The 18337-nt window shown below is 70.2% G+C and carries 23 protein-coding genes; 16 read left to right on the top strand and 7 right to left on the bottom strand.

Annotation, left to right across the window (positions count from 1 at the left end):
- Window positions 1–18: 18 nt before the first annotated feature.
- Both ABD268_RS02930 and ABD268_RS02925 read left to right on the top strand, forming a co-directional pair.
- Window positions 19–228, top strand: a complete 210-nt coding sequence (locus ABD268_RS02930) for a hypothetical protein (protein ID WP_344147304.1) — start codon at window positions 19–21, stop codon at window positions 226–228.
- 1 nt (window position 229) lies between these two features.
- Window positions 230–871 carry a sortase gene (locus tag ABD268_RS02925; protein WP_344147301.1) on the top strand — a complete coding sequence of 214 codons (642 nt, stop codon included), beginning with the start codon at window positions 230–232 and terminating at the stop codon, window positions 869–871.
- A 150-nt stretch (window positions 872–1021) separates the two neighbouring features.
- Here ABD268_RS02925 and ABD268_RS02920 read toward each other — a convergent pair whose 3' ends face one another.
- The gene (locus ABD268_RS02920) at window positions 1022–1450 is read right to left on the bottom strand and encodes an Hsp20/alpha crystallin family protein (protein ID WP_344147298.1); all 429 of its coding nucleotides are present in this window, start codon (window positions 1448–1450) and stop codon (window positions 1022–1024) included.
- Between the two features lie 156 nt (window positions 1451–1606).
- On the opposite strand from ABD268_RS02920, the gene ABD268_RS02915 reads away from it, so the two are divergent.
- The 3 genes from ABD268_RS02915 (at window position 1607) to ABD268_RS02905 (ending at window position 3315) form a co-directional block, all read left to right on the top strand.
- Window positions 1607–1891, top strand: coding sequence for a MerR family transcriptional regulator (locus ABD268_RS02915; protein ID WP_344147295.1), 285 nt, complete (start codon window positions 1607–1609; stop codon window positions 1889–1891).
- A 542-nt stretch (window positions 1892–2433) separates the two neighbouring features.
- On the top strand, window positions 2434–3015 hold the full coding sequence (locus ABD268_RS02910; RefSeq protein WP_344147292.1) for a TlpA family protein disulfide reductase: 582 nt from the start codon (window positions 2434–2436) through the stop codon (window positions 3013–3015).
- A gap of 81 nt (window positions 3016–3096) precedes the next feature.
- Window positions 3097–3315 carry a hypothetical protein gene (locus ABD268_RS02905; protein WP_344147289.1) on the top strand — a complete coding sequence of 73 codons (219 nt, stop codon included), beginning with the start codon at window positions 3097–3099 and terminating at the stop codon, window positions 3313–3315.
- An 11-nt stretch (window positions 3316–3326) separates the two neighbouring features.
- On the opposite strand, the gene ABD268_RS02900 is transcribed toward ABD268_RS02905, so the two are convergent.
- The gene (locus ABD268_RS02900; RefSeq protein WP_344147286.1) at window positions 3327–4346 is read right to left on the bottom strand and encodes a GDP-mannose 4,6-dehydratase; all 1020 of its coding nucleotides are present in this window, start codon (window positions 4344–4346) and stop codon (window positions 3327–3329) included.
- A 312-nt stretch (window positions 4347–4658) separates the two neighbouring features.
- Between ABD268_RS02900 and ABD268_RS02895 the strand changes: the two genes are divergently transcribed.
- Genes ABD268_RS02895 through ABD268_RS02885 form a run of 3 tightly spaced genes read left to right on the top strand, consistent with a single transcriptional unit; the run spans window position 4659 to window position 6312 of the window.
- Window positions 4659–5135, top strand: coding sequence for a DUF4395 domain-containing protein (locus tag ABD268_RS02895; protein WP_344147283.1), 477 nt, complete (start codon window positions 4659–4661; stop codon window positions 5133–5135).
- A gap of 30 nt (window positions 5136–5165) precedes the next feature.
- Window positions 5166–6014 carry a sulfurtransferase gene (locus ABD268_RS02890; protein WP_344147280.1) on the top strand — a complete coding sequence of 283 codons (849 nt, stop codon included), beginning with the start codon at window positions 5166–5168 and terminating at the stop codon, window positions 6012–6014.
- Between the two features lies 1 nt (window position 6015).
- A complete protein-coding gene (locus ABD268_RS02885) occupies window positions 6016–6312 on the top strand; it encodes a DUF1416 domain-containing protein (RefSeq protein WP_344147277.1) in 297 nt (98 codons plus the stop codon).
- Between the two features lie 109 nt (window positions 6313–6421).
- Here the strand turns inward: ABD268_RS02885 and ABD268_RS02880 are convergent, their stop codons facing one another.
- Window positions 6422–7480: an isocitrate/isopropylmalate dehydrogenase family protein gene (locus tag ABD268_RS02880; RefSeq protein WP_344147272.1), complete on the bottom strand. Its 1059-nt coding sequence runs from the start codon at window positions 7478–7480 to the stop codon at window positions 6422–6424.
- The gene (gene tcuA / locus ABD268_RS02875) at window positions 7477–8949 is read right to left on the bottom strand and encodes an FAD-dependent tricarballylate dehydrogenase TcuA (RefSeq protein ID WP_344147269.1); all 1473 of its coding nucleotides are present in this window, start codon (window positions 8947–8949) and stop codon (window positions 7477–7479) included. Before tcuA ends, ABD268_RS02880 begins: the two co-directional genes overlap by 4 nt.
- An 89-nt stretch (window positions 8950–9038) precedes the next feature.
- Here tcuA and ABD268_RS02870 point away from each other — a divergent pair, with 89 nt between their 5' ends.
- The 7 genes from ABD268_RS02870 (at window position 9039) to ABD268_RS02840 (ending at window position 16416) form a co-directional block, all read left to right on the top strand.
- Window positions 9039–9746: a GntR family transcriptional regulator gene (locus ABD268_RS02870; RefSeq protein WP_344147266.1), complete on the top strand. Its 708-nt coding sequence runs from the start codon at window positions 9039–9041 to the stop codon at window positions 9744–9746.
- 16 nt (window positions 9747–9762) lie between these two features.
- Complete coding sequence (locus ABD268_RS02865; RefSeq protein WP_344147263.1) at window positions 9763–10689, top strand: LysR family transcriptional regulator; 927 nt, start codon at window positions 9763–9765, stop codon at window positions 10687–10689.
- Window positions 10690–10860: 171 nt separating this feature from the next.
- Window positions 10861–12066 (top strand): 2-methylaconitate cis-trans isomerase PrpF family protein, encoded by a 1206-nt coding sequence (locus ABD268_RS02860; RefSeq protein ID WP_344147260.1) that lies wholly within the window; start codon window positions 10861–10863, stop codon window positions 12064–12066.
- A gap of 227 nt (window positions 12067–12293) precedes the next feature.
- A complete protein-coding gene (locus ABD268_RS02855) occupies window positions 12294–13169 on the top strand; it encodes a type 2 periplasmic-binding domain-containing protein (protein WP_344147257.1) in 876 nt (291 codons plus the stop codon).
- Window positions 13170–13205: 36 nt separating this feature from the next.
- Complete coding sequence (locus tag ABD268_RS02850) at window positions 13206–15326, top strand: tripartite tricarboxylate transporter permease (RefSeq protein WP_344147254.1); 2121 nt, start codon at window positions 13206–13208, stop codon at window positions 15324–15326.
- Window positions 15323–15847: an AbrB family transcriptional regulator gene (locus ABD268_RS02845; protein WP_344147251.1), complete on the top strand. Its 525-nt coding sequence runs from the start codon at window positions 15323–15325 to the stop codon at window positions 15845–15847. Before ABD268_RS02850 ends, ABD268_RS02845 begins: the two co-directional genes overlap by 4 nt.
- Window positions 15848–15858: 11 nt before the next feature.
- A complete protein-coding gene (locus ABD268_RS02840; RefSeq protein ID WP_344147248.1) occupies window positions 15859–16416 on the top strand; it encodes an AbrB family transcriptional regulator in 558 nt (185 codons plus the stop codon).
- Window positions 16417–16428: 12 nt separating this feature from the next.
- On the opposite strand, the gene ABD268_RS02835 is transcribed toward ABD268_RS02840, so the two are convergent.
- Window positions 16429–16668 carry a hypothetical protein gene (locus ABD268_RS02835; protein ID WP_344147245.1) on the bottom strand — a complete coding sequence of 80 codons (240 nt, stop codon included), beginning with the start codon at window positions 16666–16668 and terminating at the stop codon, window positions 16429–16431.
- Between the two features lie 101 nt (window positions 16669–16769).
- On the opposite strand from ABD268_RS02835, the gene ABD268_RS02830 reads away from it, so the two are divergent.
- Window positions 16770–17027 (top strand): hypothetical protein, encoded by a 258-nt coding sequence (locus ABD268_RS02830; RefSeq protein WP_344147242.1) that lies wholly within the window; start codon window positions 16770–16772, stop codon window positions 17025–17027.
- A gap of 6 nt (window positions 17028–17033) precedes the next feature.
- On the opposite strand, the gene ABD268_RS02825 is transcribed toward ABD268_RS02830, so the two are convergent.
- Window positions 17034–17270 carry a DUF3099 domain-containing protein gene (locus ABD268_RS02825; protein ID WP_344147240.1) on the bottom strand — a complete coding sequence of 79 codons (237 nt, stop codon included), beginning with the start codon at window positions 17268–17270 and terminating at the stop codon, window positions 17034–17036.
- A 40-nt stretch (window positions 17271–17310) separates the two neighbouring features.
- The gene (locus ABD268_RS02820) at window positions 17311–18216 is read right to left on the bottom strand and encodes a LysR family transcriptional regulator (RefSeq protein WP_344147238.1); all 906 of its coding nucleotides are present in this window, start codon (window positions 18214–18216) and stop codon (window positions 17311–17313) included.
- Window positions 18217–18337: the final 121 nt, after the last annotated feature.

Raw genomic sequence — 18337 nt, 5'->3', positions numbered from 1 at the left:
CGAAGGGAGGGGAAGCACATGTACGGACAGCACTCGACGCTGGCGGCTACCGGTCTGACCGGTACCGGCATCGCGTTCGGACTGCCGCTCGGGTGGCTGCTGCTGGCGGTGTTCGTGCTCACGATGGCGGCAGTCGCCGTCGTGACCATCGCGCCGCGGCACGTACGCGAGGTCCGCAAGGTCAACCCGGCGGCAGCCTCGCGGATCCGCCTCGTCACCGGGGGGTGACGTGCGCGCACGGATCGTCGCGGGCCTCGTGCCCGCGGCGTACCTGCTCGTGGCTGTCTGCCTGCTCGCCTGGTACCTCACCGGGCAGCAGGCGGACAGCCGCGGGGATGCGGCGACCGCGCGGGCGCAGCGGGCGCTGACCGGCCAGGTGCCGGAGGCGGAGGTCGCCGGCAGCCGGCTGCACGACCGTCGTACGCCGACCGCCACACCCGCCGCGGTGGGCCACGCGCTGGCCACGATGCGGATCCCGCGGTTCGGGGCGGACTGGCGCTGGACGGCGCTGGAGGGCACCGCGGACTGGGTGATCGCCGACGGGCCCGGCCACTACGAGGGCACCGCGCTGCCCGGCGAGCAGGGGAACGCCGCGTTCGCCGGCCACCGCGCCGGGCACGGCGACCCGTTCATCGACTTCGACCTGCTGCGCCCCGGCGACCGGGTCCACCTCTCCCAGGGCCGGACCACGTGGACCTACCGGCTGACCACCGCGCCCGAGATCATCGAGCTCACCGACGTGTGGGTGCTCGACCCGCTGCCGGGCCGGCAGCTCACGCTGACCACCTGCTGGCCCAAGTACGGCTCCGCGAAGCGGATGTTCGTCCGCGGCACGCTCGTCCACGTGACCGTGGCACCCTCCGCCGGCTGAGCACGTCGGTGGTCGGTGGTCGGTGGTCGGTGGTCGGTGGTCGAGCCTGTCGAGACCACTCACGCCGAAGGGCCGCCCCCGGACGGGAGCGGCCCTCGATCGGGCGTACGACCTGGTTGTGCGTGACCCCCGTGCGTCGTACGCCGGTCCTCAGGCCTCGATCGCGGTGCGACCGGAGTCGGAGCCGGTGCTGACCTCGATCTTGCGCGGCTTGGCCTTCTCGGCGACCGGGACGAGCAGCCGGAGCACGCCGTCGGAGTAGCCCGCCTCGATCCGGTCGAGGTCGAGGTTGTCACCGAGCACGAGCTGGCGGCTGAATACGCCGCGCGGGCGCTCGGTGGCGAGCATCTCCCAGTCGCCGTTGCGGGCGACCCGCTCGGCGCGGACGGTCAGCACGTTGCGCTCGACGTCGAGGTCGATGCTCTCCGGGGCCACCCCGGGCAGGTCGAACTCGATGACGAACCGGTCGCCCTCGCGCCAGGCGTCCATCGGCATCACCGCGGGGCGGTTGGTGGTGCCGAAGATCTGCTGGGTCAGGCGGTCGAAGTCACGGAACGGGTCGGTGGTGCGCAGCAACATCACGATTCCTCCTGGTTCTGGTGTCGAGGGCCGCCGCTCGGTGGCGGCGTCCGTACTTGTATCAAACGTTACAGGTTTCTTCTATTCCAAAAGTCAGGCAGAATCAAGTCCCACCGGTGGTCGAGCTTGTCGAGACCGCGGACCAGAGGAGGCCAGATGACGGATGCGACCCGTGGCGTCTTCGCGATCTCGGTCGCCGCCGAGATGGTGTCGATGCAGGTCCAGAACCTGCGCGTCTACGAGCGCCGCGGCCTCCTCGAGCCCGACCGCACCGCCGGCGGCACCCGCCTCTACAGCCACGACGACCTCGCGCGGCTGCTCCGGATCCGCGACCTGCTGGCCGAGGGGCTCAACCTGGCCGGCATCGCGCGGGTCCTCGAGCTCGAGGACGAGGTCCGCCGGCTCCGCGTGCAGAACGCCCGGCTCCGCGACCGCGGCTGACGCCACGGCGCGCACCCCCGCGCTCGTGGGGCTGGTGTGAACGTTGTGCAAAAGCACGAGATCGTGCTCTTTGGGCGAGACGAGAGCGTCCCGGACTGCCTATTCTTCTCGTGAAGCCTCGACCGGGCCGCTCCGAGTCCCTTTGGAACGAGCGGGCCGGCGTGCCGGAAGTCGCACGAGGGGGCAGCAGGGGTGCCTCCCTTCGCTGCGTCTTGACAACCGGTGTGGCTTCGAGTCGTGGCCTGTCGATCGCAGTCCACGAGATCCGGAAGACCGTCCGATCCCCTGTCGGTCCCTGTCTTCCGCGAGGCCGGTGGGCGCCCAGTCTGTGTGGGCGTCCACCGGTCGCCGCATCTTCGGGGTGCGCCGCCGCATCCCCAACATGGGTGATGCCGCCGGCGCCCGCGCCTCCTACCCTCGACAGCACTGGGGCGGCCCGCCCCTGAGTCCTTTGACCGGGTGGGCCGTCCCAATCGTCATTTGCCGGCACGAGTGAGCTCCGCGGCAGGAATGTGGAGGCCTCCGTCGTTGTTCGGGTGCTCATGACCGCTGGAGCCTGGGTGCTGATCGTCGCCGTCGTGGCCGCAGTGGGCTTCGGCCTCTACCGCGCCTCGACCGACGGCCGCTTCCGCGGCACCCACCGCGTGGCCGGCGCCGGGTCGGATCGCGAGCAGCCCGTCTCCGCGGACGAACACGCCCCGACGGCCGCCGAGCTCCCTCCCTCGGGCGCCGAGCACGCCCCGTCGGACGCCGAGCTCCCTCGTTCGGTGGTCGAGCTCCCTCCTTCGGTGGTCGAGCTCCCTCCTTCGGTGGTCGAGCTTGTCGAGACCACGGGCCTCGAGATCGACCTGGGCGAGCGGGCGACCCTGCTCCAGTTCTCCTCGGCCTTCTGCGCGCCCTGCCGCGCCACCCGCCGTACCCTCACCGAGGTCGCGGCCGCGGTGCCGGGTGTGGTGCACGTCGAGGTCGACGCCGAGCACCACCTCGAGGCCGTCCGAGCCCTCAACGTCCTGCGCACCCCGACCACCCTGGTCCTCGACGCCCGCGGCGCCGAGATCGCGCGCGCCTCGGGCGCGCCGCGCAAGGAGCAGGTGCTCTCCGCACTGGAAGCCGCGGTCGGCTGACGACCAGCAGCGCCTACCTACATCTGGGTAGAGGCGTCGTCAGTCGTCGTTCGAGAGGTGTGACGCTCCTATTTTCGAAGCATGTTCGCGCTCGTGCACAGGTCGCATGCCGCCCCCAAGGCGGTGGGGCAGACGGTGTGCAGCAACTGCAACCACGCGGCTCACCGGGCGTTGAAGAATCCCGTCACGCGCCTCTACGAGCACGTCCATCCGCCGACCAACTGCCAAGTCTGGGTGGATCGAACGACATGGTGGGACGGCGAGCTCTGCCGCTGCCCCGACCCGGTTCACCGCTCGTGACCTGAGGGAGGTCATGCGTACAGGTACTCCTGCGACTCCTCAACGCCGCTCTCGATGCGCTGCATGTCGACCCGGACCATGTGACCGATGATGTCGGTGAAGCCCTGAGTCGGCTGCCAGCCGAGCAGTTCCCGCGCCTTCGTCGGGTCTCCCTGCAGGTCCATCACGTCGGCAGGACGCATCAGGTCGGGGTCCTGCTCGACGTACGCCGCGGGGTCGCCCAGGCCTGCCGCCTCGAAGGCGACCCGCAGCAGCTCCGAGAGCGGACGTGACTGCCCGGTGGCGATGATCAGGTCCGTCGGGGCGTCCTGCTGCAGCATCAGGTGCATCGACCGCACGTAGTCCGCGGCCGGCCCCCAGTCCCGGCGTACGTCGAGGTTGCCCAGGGTGACCTTCTCCCGCCGGCCGAGCGCGATCTCCGCGGCCGCCCGCGTGATCTTCCGGGTGACGAACTGCTGGCCGCGCAGCGGGCTCTCGTGGTTGTAGAGCGTGCCGTTGCAGGTGAACAGGCCGTAGGAGTCCCGGTAGTTGACCGTGAGGTGGTGCGCGAAGCTCTTCGCGGCGGCGTAGGGGCTGCGGGGGTAGTGGGGAGTGGTCTCGGTCTGCGGCTGCTGGTCGGAGATGCCGAACATCTCCGAGCTCGACGGCTGGTAGAACCGGGGCGCGTCACGGTGCCGGTCGCGGTAGGCGACGAGCTCCTCGAGCATCCGCAGCACCGACATCGCGTTGGTCTCGGCGACGAGCTCCGCGTCGCGCCAGCTGGCCCCCACCGAGGTGAGCGCGGCCAGGTTGTAGACCTCGTCGGGTCGGAACGCCTCCAGCGCCTCGCCGAAGCCCCGACGGTCACGCACGTCGAGCTCGATCACGGCGACGTCGGCCACGTACGCCGCCATCAGGGCGGGGGTCGTGCTGCCGGGGAGCACCGTGCCCACCACCCGGTAGCCGAGTGTGGTGAGGTGGTGAGCGAGGTAGATGCCGTCCTGCCCTGCCACCCCGGTGACCAGGGCGGTCCGGTCGCGTGTGTCGCTCATGGGCAGCGATCATAGACAGCGCTACCCGTCCGTATCGTGACACCGGCGACCACCATCCGAGACGGAACAAAGTGTGGGGGGCGCAGGTTCCCCTACAGTGACGCCCATGTCCTCGACCATGCTGACCCGCCGCCGCGCAGTGGACCACTGCCGCGTGCGCTCGTCGCTGTGTCGAATGTCCTGACGGGACGCGTTCCGAACTCCCCTCAACAAGCCACCGGTTCAGTCGACTGATCCCGGTGGGGAGTCCTTGCCATCCGGCTGACGCGCCCGTGCCTTCTCAACCAGGCCCTCATCGCGATCAGGAGAGACATGTCCACCACCGCATCCCAGATCAGCGGCACCCGGTCGCAGGGCGTCGCCAGACCCCAGGTCGACCCCCGCGGCCAGCAGTTCGCGGCCGCCGTCACCTCGGTCGTCCTGGCCGTCGTGCTGCTGTCCGCGCCGAGCCCGATCGCGGTCGCGCTGCTGGCCGTCCAGGCGGTGCTCTTCGCCATCGGCGCCGGCCTCGGCGTCCAGAGCACCCCGCACGCCCTGGTCTTCAGGGCCGTGCTCCGGCCACGGCTCGGCGCTCCGAGTGAGCTCGAGGACGCCGCCCCGCCGCGGTTCGCCCAGACCGTCGGCCTGGTCTTCGCCACCGTCGGCCTGCTCGGCTTCCTCGCCGGCGCCCCGGTGCTCGGCCTGGTCGCGACCGGCTTCGCGCTGGTCGCCGCCCTGCTCAACGCGGTCTTCGGCTTCTGCCTCGGCTGCGAGCTGTACCTGCTGATCCGCCGCGCCACCACACGCTGACCCAGACCCCGCAACAGAAAGAGATCCATCATGAGCCGCGAGAACTCGCTCGTCACCGCCCAGTGGGTGGAGGACCACCTCGATGACCCGAAGGTGGTGCTCGTCGAGGTCGACGAGGACACCAGCGCCTACGACAAGGGCCACATCCGGGGCGCCATCAAGCTCGACTGGACCACCGACCTGCAGGACCAGGTCCGCCGGGACTTCGTCAACAAGCAGCAGTTCGAGGCGCTGCTCTCCGAGCGCGGTGTCGCCAACGACGACACGATCGTGCTGTACGGCGGCAACAACAACTGGTTCGCCGCCTACGCCTACTGGTACTTCAAGCTCTACGGCCACCAGGACGTCAAGCTGCTCGACGGCGGCCGCAAGAAGTGGGAGCTCGACTCCCGCCAGCTCACCGAGGAGCTGCCGCAGCGCGAGAAGACGTCGTACACCGCGCAGGAGCAGGACAGCTCCATCCGCGCCTTCCGCGACGAGACCGTCGAGGCGATCGGGGTCAAGAACCTCGTCGACGTGCGCAGCCCCGACGAGTACGCCGGCCGGCTGCTCGCCCCGGCCCACCTGCCGCAGGAGCAGGCCCAGCGCGCCGGGCACATCCCGACCGCGGCCAACGTGCCGTGGAGCAAGGCGGCCAACGACGACGGCACCTTCAAGTCCGACGACGAGCTGAAGAAGATCTACACCGAGGCCGGCGTGGACTGGAGCAAGGACACCATCGCCTACTGCCGGATCGGCGAGCGCTCCTCGCACACCTGGTTCGTGCTCAAGGAGCTGCTCGGCCAGCAGAACGTGAAGAACTACGACGGGTCCTGGACCGAGTACGGCTCGCTGGTCGGCGTGCCGGTGGCCCTGGGTGACGAGAAGGGTGAGGCCTGAGATGTGCGGTGCTACTGAGGGCGGTCTCTCGCTCGACGGGGTGAACGTGGCCAAGGAGGCCGTCGTGCAGGGTCAGGTGACCCGCGAAGGCGAGCCGGTCGGCAACGCCTACGTGCGGCTGCTCGACCGGACCGGCGAGTTCACCGCCGAGGTCCCGACCTCGGCGACCGGCCACTTCCGGTTCTTCGCCGGCGAGGGGGAGTGGACGCTCCGCACCCTCGCCCCGAAGGCCGAGCCGGTCGACAAGAAGGTGCACGCCAGCGTCGGCTCCGTGGCCGAGGTCGTCATCCCGATCTGACGAAAGCCGGTGGTCGAGCGTCGTCGAGACCCCGTGAGCACGAGCAGGGCGGCAACCCATGGGGGTTGCCGCCCTGCTTCGTCCTCAGCACCCGAGGACGGTGCGTGACCTACTCAGCGTCGAGGCGCTGCACGATCGCTCTCGTCGTCGCGCGTGTCCCGGCTGCAGGTGATCCCGCGTCGTCGAGGGTCACCGCGCCGTCGCGGAAGGCGGACTCCACGGCGCCCTGCACTCGAGCTGCGGCATCGTCCATACCGAGGTGCGAGAGCATCATGGCGACGCTGACGATCTGGGACACCGGGTTGGCCCGGTCCTGACCCGCGATCCCGGGGGCACTGCCGTGGATCGGCTCGAAGTAGGCGTACTCGGCGCCGATGTTGGCCGATCCACACATGCCCAGACCACCCGCGGTCGCCGCTCCCAGGTCGCTCAGCACGTCGCCCAGGAAGTTCTCCATGACGAGCACGTCGAAGCGTCCCGGCCGCGCCACGAGCTCGTGCGCGGCGGCGTCGGCGTACAGGAAGTCCGTCTCGACGTCGGTGTAGTCCGCGGCAGCCTCCTCGAAGACGGCTCGGAACAGCGCGTAGCTGCGCAGCACGTTGCTCTTGTCGACACATGTCACGCGTGCCGGCTCCCGCCGGGTCCGGGCTCGCTGGCGCGCGAGCTCGAACGCGAAGGCCACCACACGGCGCGTCCCCTCCCGCGTGATCATGAGCTGGTCCGAGGCAGCGGCGGGGGTGGCCACCCCGGCGCCGCGCGAGAGGTACAGCCCCTCGGTGTTCTCGCGGACGACGACGTAGTCGATCTCCTCCGGCGCATGCCGCGTGGGTCCCTGCACCCCGGGCAGCAGACGCACCGGGCGGACGTTGGCGAAGGTGTCCAGGCCCCGCCGGAGCACGCCGCCGAGCAGGCCGCCCTCTGTCCCGTCGGGCCGCCGCACGTGCGGCAGCCCGACGGGGCCCTTGAGGATCGCGTCAGCCTCCCGCAACCGGTCCAGCCCGTCTGCGCCCAACGGTTCGCCGGTCCGGACGAAGTGCTCCGCGCCACCCGGTTCGTGGAACACGTCCACGGGGAAGCCCTCGATGGTGGAGGTCGCCGCGAGCACCTCCAGGGCGCTGTCCACGAGCTCCGGCCCGATCCCGTCCCCGGGGATGACGGCAAGCCTCATGCTGACTCCGCGGCTGCGGAGGCACCGGCGATCTTCCCGAACACCGAGCCATTGGTCAGCCCGCTGCCGCCGGGATAGTTGAAGTAGAAGATGCCACCGACCAGCTCGCCGGCGGCGTACAGACCGGGGATGGGGGCCATGTCGGTGTCGAGCACCTGCGCCGAGCTGTTGATGCGCAGGCCACCGAAGGTGAAGGTGACCCCGCAGGTGACGGCGTAGGCCTCGAACGGACCCTCGTCGAGACGGTTGGCCCAGTTGGTCTTGTCGACGGGTAGGCCGTGCGTCCGTCGCCCGTCCTTGATGTTCGGGTTGAACTCCACGGAGGAGTCCACCGCGGCGTTGTACTGATCCATCTCGCGCAGGAACCCCTCGGCGTCGACCCCCTCGAGCTTGGCGGCGAGCTCCTGGAGGCTGTTCGCCCTCACCTTGGTGACCTGCTTGATGCGGTACTCATCGCGGAGCAGGTGGCTCACCTTCTGGTCGAAGATCTGCCAGGCGAAGTGCCCGGGCTGCGCCAGGATCTCCCGGCCGTACTTCGCGTAGGTGTAGTTGCGGAAGTCCGCGCCCTCGTCCAGGAAGCGCTCGCCCCGCGCGTTGACCATCACTCCCCAGGGGTAGCTGTGCTTCTGGAAGTGATCTCCCACCGCGAGGTCGCCGAACTCCGGGGCGTTGAGCTCCCAGCCGACGGCATGCGCGCCGGACCAGTTGCCCACCGGGCTCGCTCCCACGGCGAGCGCCATCTGGATCCCGTCGCCGGTGTTGTACATGGTTCCGCGCACCTTGGCGAGGTCCCAGGAGGGGCCGAGGTAGCGCGTCCGCATCTCGGTGTTGGCCTGGAAGCCGCCGCACGCGAGGACCACGGCGTCGGCGGGCACCTCCCGGGTGACTCCGTCCTGGCGCACGACCACGCCCTGGACACCGGCGTCGTCGTGCAGCAAGGACATCGCCCGGGCGCCGTACTCGATCGTGATGCCCTCCGCCAGCGCGGCGCGGGTCAGGAAGTCCACGAGGCCGGGACCCCCGCCGGAGACCTCCACGGTCAGCCCGCCCCAGAACTTGAAGCGACCGTTGACCTTGAAGGCCTGTCGGCCGTAGATCGGGACGAACCTTACGCCCTTGTCCTTCATCCACAGCAGCGTCTGGTGGCTGTTGTCGACCAGGGTCTCGGCGAGCTCGGGGTCGGTCCGGTACTCGGTGACCCTGGCCAGGTCGTCGAGGAAGTCCGACGTGGAGTACGTGCCGAAGTCGGTGTTCGCCACCTCGTCGTCGGTCAGCTCCGGCATCAGCTGACGAAGGTCGTCCACCCCGTCGTAGGCGACACGCATGGCTCCCGCGGTGAAGGCGGTGTTGCCTCCGGCGGTCTTCTCGTCGGCGCGCTCGAGGACGACGACCTCGGCGCCCTGCTCCCGAGCGGAGAGGGCGGCGCACAAGGCCGCGTTCCCGCCCCCGACGACTACTACCTTGGTCATTCGGGTACTCCTCGCATTCAAATTGCATACAAAACGTCGCCGAGTGTAACCACGTTGGACGCGACGGGGAAGACGGATAGGCTGCTGACGTGAGAGGAATCCCCGAGAAGGCGCCGCCCTACGACGCCTTGTCGAAGTACCTCCCCGACGACCTGCACCGGGGACGCACGACCGAGGCAGTGACCGACGCGCTGCGTGAGGCCATCCTCGACGGGGTGATGCCCCCCAACACGTGGCTGCGCGAGGACGAGCTGGCGAAGGCGTTCAACGTCAGCCGCACGCCTGTCCGGGAGGCGCTGAGGCGTCTCGCCGACGAGGACCTCGCCGTCAAGACGACGAACCACGGCACAGTCGTGGCGCCGCTCTCGCTCGAGGACATCCTGGCGCTGTACGTCGTCCGCGAGAACCTCGAGGGCGTGGCGGCCCGACTGGCGGCCCTCCGCAGCCCGCCGGGACTCGTCGCCCAGCTCGACGAGATCGGGGACCGCATGCGCGAGGCCGCGGAGCAGGGCGACATGCCGGCGCTCTCCCGGTCCAACCTCGAGTGGCACCGGGCGCTGCGGGAGGGTGCCTCCAACACCTACCTCGACCGGTTCCTGGCCCAGGTCGAGCACGCCGTACGCCGGATGCCGTTCTCGACGCTGTCGCACCACGGGCGTGCCGAGGAGGCCGTGCGCGAGCACGATGCCGTGACGCGGGCCATCGAGAAGGGCGACGGTGACGAGGCCGAACGCCTCGCCCGGGCCCACATGCGCCGAGCCCGCGAGATCCGCATCGCGGTCCTGCTGGGCACCTGACCGAGGTCGTGGGGCAGTGCAACTCGACGTCGGGCGGCTGAGGCTGCTCGCTGCGATCGCCCAGCACGGCTCGATGACGGGGGCCGCGGCAGCTCTGTCCTACACTCCGTCCGCGATCTCCCAGCAGGTCCGCCGGCTCGAGGCGGAGGTGGGCCATCCCGTGCTCGAGCGTCACCCCCGTGGGGTTGTCCTGACGGATGCCGGGAAGGCGATCGTGGCCCATGTCGGCTCGATCGAGCGACAGCTGGAGGCGCTCGAGGTCGAGCTCGACGACATCGCGGGGCTCCGGGCCGGCTCCCTCCGCCTGGGGACGTTCCCGACCGTGGCGTCGTCGCTGCTGCCGCTCGCCGTCAACCGATTCCGTGAGCGACATCCCGGGGTGAGGCTGAGCGTCCTCAGCGCCAGGCTGGAGCTGCTCCTCGAGCACCTCGAGCGCAGGCGGGTGGAGATGGCGTTGCTGTGGGACTACGAGTGGTCCCGGATCAACCAGCCAGAGCTCGTCCTGCGGCAGGTGACGGAGGACCCCACCGCGGTGGTGGTCTCGAGGAGCCACCCGCTGGCTTCCCGGAAGGCCGTTCAGATGGCAGAGCTGGCCGACGAGAGCTGGGTGATCCGCGGTGGCGGGCACCCCGTGGCCGAGGTGCTGTCGCGCACCGCCCACGCTGCCGGCTTCGAGCCCACGGTGTCGTTCGAGGCGAACGACTACCAGGAGGCGCAGGCGATGGTGGCGGTCGGCATGGGGGTGGCCCTGGCGCCGCGCCTGGCGCTGGCGAACCTGCGGGACGACGTCACCGTGCTCTCCCTCGGGGCCGACGCCCCTCGTCGCCGCATCCTCCTCGCGAGCCTTGTCGGCCGCGTGCCGACACCGGCGGAGGTCGCGATGGCGGAGATCCTCGTCGCCGCCGCAGACGCCACGGCGGTCCGGAGGACCGCCGAGCGGTAGCGCCGCCCGGGGCTCCCGCGGTGCCGTAGGTGCCGCCGGGCCGCGGTCACCGCGGGACGAGCCTTTAGCGCTGCTTCACGGTGTCTGAAAAACCTCGCGATTGTGTGCAGGGACGACCTGTACCAAAGTGGCACGCATCACGGGTTCAAGTTGCATGCAAAGGGGTTTTCGGTGAAGGTGCCAGCGGTTTTCATGCGGGGCGGCACGAGCAGGGGCCTGTTCTTCCACGAGCAGGACCTCCCCGGGGACCCGATCCGCCGCGACCGGTTCATCCTCGCCTCCTACGGCAGCCCCGATCCCGACCGGCGGCAGGTCGACGGTCTCGGCGGCGCCACCTCCAGCACGAGCAAGGTGGCGGTAATCTCGGACGGCCGTCACCTGGGGGTCGACGTCCTCTACCACTTCGGGCAGGTATCCATCGACAAGGCCCTGATCGACCGGCGGGGCAACTGCGGGAACATCTCCTCCGCGGTGGGCCCCTTCGCGGTCGACGAGGGTCTGGTGGAGGCCACCGACCCGGTCACGAAGGTCCGGTTCCTGAACGTCAACACCAACAAGACGATCGTGGCGCACGTCCCCACCCGCAACGGTCGCTTCCACCCGGTCGGCGACTTCGAGCTGCCCGGGGTCCCGGGCGGCGGCGCCGCCATCCAGCTCGACTACCTGGATCCGGGCGGTTCGGTCACCGGGCGTCTGCTCCCCACCGGAAACCCCCGCGACGCCCTCGAGGTCCCCGGGGTCGGCTGCCTGGAGGTGAGCATCGTCGATGCGGCGAACCCGCTGGTCTTCGTGCGCTGGGAGGACCTGGGGCTGCGCGGCGTCGAGTCGCCCGACGAGATCGACTCCCGCCCCGACCTGCTGGAGCGGATGGAGCTGGTGCGGTCGCATGCGGGCGTGCTGGCCGGCATCGTGGAGCACCCCGAGGAGGCCACCGCGTCGAGCCCCTCGGTTCCGAAGCTGACCTTCGTCGGACCGCCGCGCGACTACCACCGGACCGACGGGACGCTGCAGTCCGCGAGCGACACCACGCTGCGTGCGGCCATGATGTCGATGGGCCGGCTCCACCGCTCCTACGCCCTGACCGGAGGCATCTGCACGGCGGTCGCCGCGGCACTCCCCGGCACGCTGCCGCACGAGGCGTCAGGTTCCCGCAGCGGAGAGACCATGATCGGCCACCCGGCCGGCGTGCTGCCCCTCTCGGCGGAGGTGGTCCAGGAGAACGGCGGCTGGCACGTGCCCCACGTGTCCGCCTTCCGAACCGCTCGCCGGCTGATGGAGGGCGCCGTCCTCGTCCCCGATGAGTACCTCGACGATCACGCCGAGGCTGCCAACCCCACAACAATCACAACCGGTACGGAGGTGCCATCGTCATGCTGAACCCACGAGGCCGGAGGCTCGGGGCCTTCTTGGCTGTACTGCTCGCGGCCAGTCTCCCGCTGTCCGCTTGCGGCAGCCGCAAGTCGTCGGCCCACGCCGACGGATCTGTCCCCGGCAACGTCCAGCTCATCGTCCCGTTCGCCCCGGGCGGCGGCACCGATACGTTCGGACGAGTCCTTGCCCCCGCGCTCGCCGAGGATCTCGAAGGTCAGCCTTCGGTCCAGGTCGTGAACCGTGAGGGCGGCGAGAGCATCACGGGGACGAACCAGTTCGTCACGCAGAATCCGAACGACGGCTCCCAGGTGCTGGTCTCGTCGGCCACGACGACGTTCCAGTGGTTGCTCGGGCTCCCCCAGGTGAAGTACGACTTCACCAAGCTCAAGCCGCTGATGGTGGCTGGGACCGGAGGTGTGATCTATGTGTCGAAGGATTCCGGGATCAGCTCGGTCGAGGACCTGAAAGACCCTCCGAACCCCCTCTCGTACGGCGGCATCAGCGCCACGGGTCTCGACCTGAGCACACTGCTGGCCTTCGACATGCTCAAGGTGTACCCGAAGACCACCTTCGGATTCGAGGGGCGCGGACCGGCGCGACTGGCGCTGGCTCGGGGCGAGACCAACATCGACTACCAGACCACGGCCGGGTACCTCACCGAGGTCGAGCCGATGGTGGAGGACGGGACCGCGATCCCGCTGATGTCCTTCGGTGTCCTGGACGACCAGGGCAACGTCGTGAGGGACCCCAACTTCAAGGATCTTCCGACGGTTCCCGAGGTGTATGAGCAGCTGTACGGCCAGAAGCCGTCGGGTCCCGGCTACGACGCGTACGTGGCGTTCCTCGCCGCGGGCTGCACGTACCAGAAGGGGCTGTGGGCGACTGCCGAGACACCGAAGTCGGTACGAGACGCCTTCATCGCCGCGGTGCCCGAGCTCAAGAACAACGAGAAGTTCGAGCAGGCCCGCAAGGCCGACCTCGGCGACTACCCGGTCTACCGGGGTGACGAGGTCGAGGGCGCGCTGAGCAAGGCGTTCAACATCTCCGACTCCGTCAAGCAGTACGTGCTCGACATGCTCGAGACCAAGTACGACACCACCGTTCAGTAGCCTCCGGCTACTCGTCGAGAAACAGGATTGCTACCCATGTTCGACGCTGCCATGTCAGCCCTGGCGGGCTTCACCAGCCCAGGGACCCTCCTCATGTTGGCCATCGGGGTCGTGGCGGGCCTGGCCATGGGCGTCCTGCCGGGGCTCGGTGGTACGGCCGCGGTGGGGATCTTGCTCCCCTTCGTGGTCACGCTCCCGCCGGAGCAGTCCCTGGCGATCCTGATCGGCGCGGTGGCGGTGGTCCACCACTCCGACGTCATCACAGCGGTGCTGCTGCGGGTGCCGGGCTCGGCGTCGGCGGCGGTCATCATGCCGGACGGGAACGCGCTCGCGCGGCAGGGGCAGGCCGCGCGAGCGCTCGCCGTCTGCTTCGTGGCGTCGATGATCGGTGGCGTGCTGGGCGCGGTGGGCCTGACCTTCTCCATCCCGATCGCCGAGCCGCTGGTGCTGGCGTTCGGATCTCCGGAGCTGTTCATGCTCACCGTGCTCGGCATCGGCCTGGCTGCCCTCCTCTCCCAGGGGAACATGCTCAAGGGCCTCGTCGGCGCCGCGCTGGGCCTGCTCATCGGCATGATCGGCGCGGCTCCGGCCGCGGCTACCTACCGCTTCTCCTTCGGCGCGGACTCGTTGCTCGACGGCGTTGGTCTCGTGCCGCTGGCGCTGGGGTTGTTCGGCCTGGCGGAGATCGCCCACATGGTGGCCCGCAAGAGTGCCGTGGCCGAGAAGATGGAGGTCGGCGACGGCTGGAGGCAGGGCGCCCTCGAGGCGCTGCGCGAGTGGAAGATGACGCTTCGGGGCGTGTTCGTCGGGATGTGGGCAGGTGTGCTGCCCGGCCTGGGGGCCACGGCAGGCACGTACATGGCCTACGGGCAGGCCGCGGCAACGGCTCGTGGGGAAGAGCGCAAGACCTACGGGCGCGGGAACACCCGGGGTCTGGTCGCCGCCGAGAGCGCCGCCAACTCGGTGGAGGCCGGCGACCTGATTCCCACGCTGCTCTTCGGAATCCCGGGCGGTGCGCCGGCGGCGCTCCTGCTCGGTGCCCTCCTGGCCTACGGGATCCAGCCCGGACCGCAGATGATCACCGACCATCTCGACGTCATGTACACCGTGGTGTGGTCGTTCGCGATCGCGAGCGTGGTCGGCTCGGTGGTCTGCTTCTTCCTGGTGAAGCCGCTGGCACGACTGAGTTACATCCCGTTCCAGTACCTCGCTCCGGGTCTGCTGTTGATCATGTTCGCCGCGGCGTACTCGGAGTCCACGCAGTTCGGCGGGATCGTCGCGATGCTGGCGCTCGGTGTGATCGGGTACGTGATGAAGGCTGCCGACTTCCCTCGTGCGCCGTTGCTGATCGGCTTCATCCTCAGTGTTCCCCTGGAGCGGTACTACTTTCTCACGAGCAACCTGTACACCACGGGCGAGTGGATCCAGCGCCCGTTCGTCATCGGGATGATGGTGATCCTGGCGATCCCGTTGGTGATGGTGCCGGTACGCCGGATGCGCGCGAGGCTCGCGGAGCCCACACCCGTCCTCGAGGCGGAGGAGGCGGACCGTCCGGCGATGGCTCTTGCGGGTGGCGCCGGTCGGACAGTGAGCGAGCCGAGCGCGGTCAGCGCACCGCACGCGGGCTTCGACAGCCACGCGGCTACCGGTGGGGAGGAGGATCGCGGGACCCAGGACACCTCCGGGGACGGCGCCCTGGCGAAGAGCATCTGGCCGCTCACCGTCGCCGTCGCGACCCTGGTGATGTTCGTCGCCGCTTACCTGGTGGCCCAGGACTACCCGTCCCGCGCTCGGCTCGCACCAGTGTTCATCACGCTGCTGGGGATCGCACTGACGTCGGTACTGGTCGTCCGCGAGGGCGTCGCCGTGTGGCGGGGCGAGCGACGGGACCGGGCGTGGAACCGCGAGGTGAGCCAGACCGTCGTCGCCTTTGGCTGGTTGGTGCTCTTCGTGGCCCTGGTGAACTTCCTGGGCTTCGTCGTGGGTGCCCTGGTGTTCGTGCCGCTGTTCCTCCTGGTGGTCTCCCGCCTGAGCGCCATCAAGACGACTGTCTACACCGGAGCGGCGGTTGCCCTGCTCGTGGCGGCCTATCTCTACGGGAACATCGACCTGCCCGCCGGCACCGTGCTCCCCCTGCTGCCCGGATTCCAGGTGTGAGCCGGGAGCACGAGCAGCTGACGCACACCGCCTCCCTGATGGCCGGCGCCGCCGTCGGCGCGGCCGCGCTCGGTCTCGCGCGCGTGCCCGCCGGCGTGCTCATCGGCTCGGTGCTGGGCAGTGCGCTCGTGAACAGGAGCCCTCTGGCCCGGCAGGGCCCGCGGGCGGCGCCTCGTGCGGTGCGGGTCTGCGGCCTCGTGCTGCTCGGCGGCGCGGTCGCCACGCAGGTCCACGCCGGCACCCTCGGGGAGCTGCTCAAGATCTGGGTGCCACTGCTCGCCGCCGTGGTGCTGCTCCTGGTGGCCGACGTGCTCCTCGCGTGGCTCCTGGTCCGCCGGTACCGCGTGGACGCGGTCACCGCAGTCCTGGCCTGCGCGCCCGGCGGCTTCTCGGCGATCTCCGGGGTGGCCGATGAGATGGGAGCCCGGATGGGCGTCGTGCTGGCGGTGCACACCGTGAGGATCCTGGCCGTCGTGCTCCTGGTGCTCCCGGTGTTGATCGCGATGGCGCGGACGCTGTGACGGTCGTGGCGTTGCTGCTCCTGGCCCTCAGTGCCGGCGTCGGCGCCCGACTCGGGCGCCGGCTCCGGCTACCGATGTGGCCGCTCACGGGCGCGATCCTGGGGGGCCTCGTCCTGACGCTGGTCTGGCCTGGGGCGATCGACGTGCCGGCCGGCTGGCGGATCGTCGCTCAGGTGCTGGTCGGGACCGCGGTGGGCGCCGCGATCGAGGAAGGCGTGCTGCGAGAGTTCCTGGGTGTCCTCGTGCCCGGAGCGCTGGCTGTCGTCAGCATCATCGGGATCGGAGTTGCCGCCGGTCTGCTGATCGGAGCCACGGGCCACCTCGACCACGTGAGCGCCGTGCTCGGCATGGTCCCGGGTGGTGTCGGGGAGATGGTCGCGTCCGCAACGGCGCTGCACGCGAATGTGCCCGTGGTGGCCAGCATGCATGTGGTGCGCCTCGTGATCTCGCTGGCGGCGCTTCCGCTGATGATCCGCTGCGTCACCGGCTTGACCCGACGGGCGGGCGAGGGACGGCCCGACGAGGAAGCCTCCCGGCTGTCGGACTCGGACGACTGCAGCGGGCGCTGAGCCGAGTGGCCCTCAGCCCGCGGACCCGAGCTGCTCGCGGATCGTCTCCCGGCGCCGCTCGAGCCCGGTCCGGACCGCCTCGAGCTCCTCGACCTGGGTGAGGGCGGTCGACCGGTCCTCGGGGTCCATGGGACCACCGTCGCTCAGGCTGTCGCGCACCTGGCGCACGTTCCGCCCGAGCTCGTCGATCTCGGTCTCGACGCGCTCCAGCTCGGCCCGCAGGTCATCCGTCGCGGTCTCGTCGTCAGCCATGTCCTCACCGTTCGTCGTGGAGCAGGGGTCCGTTGCAGTCTCCGGCCGTGACGGCCATTCAGCAAGGGCCGAACAGGCGGGGCCTGCGGCACACTGACGCGGTGACCGTCTACCTCGCCTGGACCCCCGCGCCGGTGCCCGACGACCTGTCGGGGCCGTGGACGGAGGTACGCCGAGCCGCGCCCGGGCTGCTGCTGGTGGACAGCGGCGACACGCTCTCCCGCGTCTACCACGAGCTCAAGTGGTCGCTGCCCGACGACAGCCCGCTGCTCGTCACGCCGCTGGCCGAGCGCCCCAAGCTGAAGGGGCTCGCCGACGGCACCCAGGCCTGGCTCGGCGACCGGCTCCCGAAGGGCTGAGAGCGGTCACCTGTCGTCGGACGGGTTGGCGAGGAACGCCGCGACCGGCGGGATCAGCGCGGCCACCACCGTCATCACCACGGCCGCGCCGGTGGAGAAGAGCCGCACCACGTTCCAGGCCAGCACGATCAGCAGCAGGCAGGTGCCCATCATCGCGAAGTAGCGGCGCCGGCGCCGCCGCTGGCGCTCGCTGAGCCCGGGCGGCACGTCCGTGACCCGCCACGCCTGCTCACGCCTGGTCATGTCTTCGACGGTACGCCGGGGTCCGGTGTGGGATCGCCGCTCAGCGGAAGCGGCGAGCCGAGAGCGTCCCTACCACCATGTCGGCCAGCCACTGACGCGCCGGGCCCGGCCCGCGCCGGGTGTAGGCCGCCACGTGGATCGGCTCCACCTGCCACGGCAGGTCGAAGGCGGTGACGGCGTGCCGCGCGGCGAAGATCTCCGCGATGTGGCGGGGGACGATGGCCACCAGTGCCGTCTCCGCGACGACGTAGGGCACCGCCGAGTAGTTGCTCAGCTCCAGCTCGACGCGGGTCTCCAGGCTGAGCCGCTCGAGCAGGTGGACCGGCCCCAGGTGGCCGGTGGTGCCCCGGACGCTGACGAACCGCTCGGCCGCGAACGCCGACGGGTCCGGGCGCGTCCCGTGCAGCCGGGGATGGTCGGCCGCGGCGAGCGCGACGTAGTCGACGACCATGAACGCCCGGCGGGTCAGCAGCTGCTCGGGCAGGCGCGCACTGGTCACCACCAGGTCGACCTGCCCGCGGGTGAGCAGCTCCGGGGCGTCGTCCACGACGAGGTGGCGCACCGTCAGCCGGGCCCGGGGCGCCAGGACCGCCAGCCGGCCCAGCAGCAGCGGCAGGAAGGAGAGCTCGCCGAACTCCGAGAGCATCAGGGTGAACTCGCGCTCCGCCGCCTCCGGGTCGAAGGTCGGCTCCGGCCCCGCGGCGCGGTCGATGGTCTCGACCGCCGATCGGAAGGGCTCGTAGAGCTCGGTGGCGGTCGGCGTGGGCTCCAGCCCCTGCGGGGTGCGCACGAAGAGCTCCTCGTCGAAGCGGCGGCGGAGCTTGCCGAGCGTGTAGCTCACGGTCGGCTGGGTGACGTGCAGCAGCTCGGCCGTCGCCGTGACCGAGCGGGTCTCGTAGAGGTGGACGAAGGTGCGCACCTGCACCAGGTCGATCGGGGCCGCCATGGGCACATAGAAGCCGTCTATGCCGGAGCGCGCAAGTTCTATTGGCCATGTATGTCCTGGGCTTCCTAGGTTTGCCAGTGACGGCCGTCACTCCACCCGGTCGCCCGACACCGACAGAGAG

Origin of the sequence: Nocardioides koreensis, from assembly GCF_039531775.1 — a bacterium.
In the GTDB taxonomy this organism is placed as follows: domain Bacteria; phylum Actinomycetota; class Actinomycetes; order Propionibacteriales; family Nocardioidaceae; genus Nocardioides; species Nocardioides koreensis.
Note: the sequence above shows the minus strand (reverse complement) of the source record. Positions and strands in the feature narration are given on the sequence as shown.

What these genes read in the sequence shown, in the direction of transcription:
- ABD268_RS02930 (WP_344147304.1), top strand. Translation starts at nt 19, where the DNA reads ATGTACGGACAGCACTCGACGCTGGCGGCTACCGGTCTGACCGGTACC.
- ABD268_RS02920 (WP_344147298.1), bottom strand. Translation starts at nt 1,450, where the DNA reads ATGTTGCTGCGCACCACCGACCCGTTCCGTGACTTCGACCGCCTGACC.
- ABD268_RS02915 (WP_344147295.1), top strand. Translation starts at nt 1,607, where the DNA reads ATGACGGATGCGACCCGTGGCGTCTTCGCGATCTCGGTCGCCGCCGAG.
- ABD268_RS02910 (WP_344147292.1), top strand. Translation starts at nt 2,434, where the DNA reads ATGACCGCTGGAGCCTGGGTGCTGATCGTCGCCGTCGTGGCCGCAGTG.
- ABD268_RS02905 (WP_344147289.1), top strand. Translation starts at nt 3,097, where the DNA reads ATGTTCGCGCTCGTGCACAGGTCGCATGCCGCCCCCAAGGCGGTGGGG.
- ABD268_RS02900 (WP_344147286.1), bottom strand. Translation starts at nt 4,346, where the DNA reads ATGAGCGACACACGCGACCGGACCGCCCTGGTCACCGGGGTGGCAGGG.
- ABD268_RS02895 (WP_344147283.1), top strand. Translation starts at nt 4,659, where the DNA reads ATGTCCACCACCGCATCCCAGATCAGCGGCACCCGGTCGCAGGGCGTC.
- ABD268_RS02890 (WP_344147280.1), top strand. Translation starts at nt 5,166, where the DNA reads ATGAGCCGCGAGAACTCGCTCGTCACCGCCCAGTGGGTGGAGGACCAC.
- ABD268_RS02885 (WP_344147277.1), top strand. Translation starts at nt 6,016, where the DNA reads ATGTGCGGTGCTACTGAGGGCGGTCTCTCGCTCGACGGGGTGAACGTG.
- ABD268_RS02880 (WP_344147272.1), bottom strand. Translation starts at nt 7,480, where the DNA reads ATGAGGCTTGCCGTCATCCCCGGGGACGGGATCGGGCCGGAGCTCGTG.
- tcuA (WP_344147269.1), bottom strand. Translation starts at nt 8,949, where the DNA reads ATGACCAAGGTAGTAGTCGTCGGGGGCGGGAACGCGGCCTTGTGCGCC.
- ABD268_RS02850 (WP_344147254.1), top strand. Translation starts at nt 13,206, where the DNA reads ATGTTCGACGCTGCCATGTCAGCCCTGGCGGGCTTCACCAGCCCAGGG.
- ABD268_RS02835 (WP_344147245.1), bottom strand. Translation starts at nt 16,668, where the DNA reads ATGGCTGACGACGAGACCGCGACGGATGACCTGCGGGCCGAGCTGGAG.
- ABD268_RS02825 (WP_344147240.1), bottom strand. Translation starts at nt 17,270, where the DNA reads ATGACCAGGCGTGAGCAGGCGTGGCGGGTCACGGACGTGCCGCCCGGG.
- ABD268_RS02820 (WP_344147238.1), bottom strand. Translation starts at nt 18,216, where the DNA reads ATGGCGGCCCCGATCGACCTGGTGCAGGTGCGCACCTTCGTCCACCTC.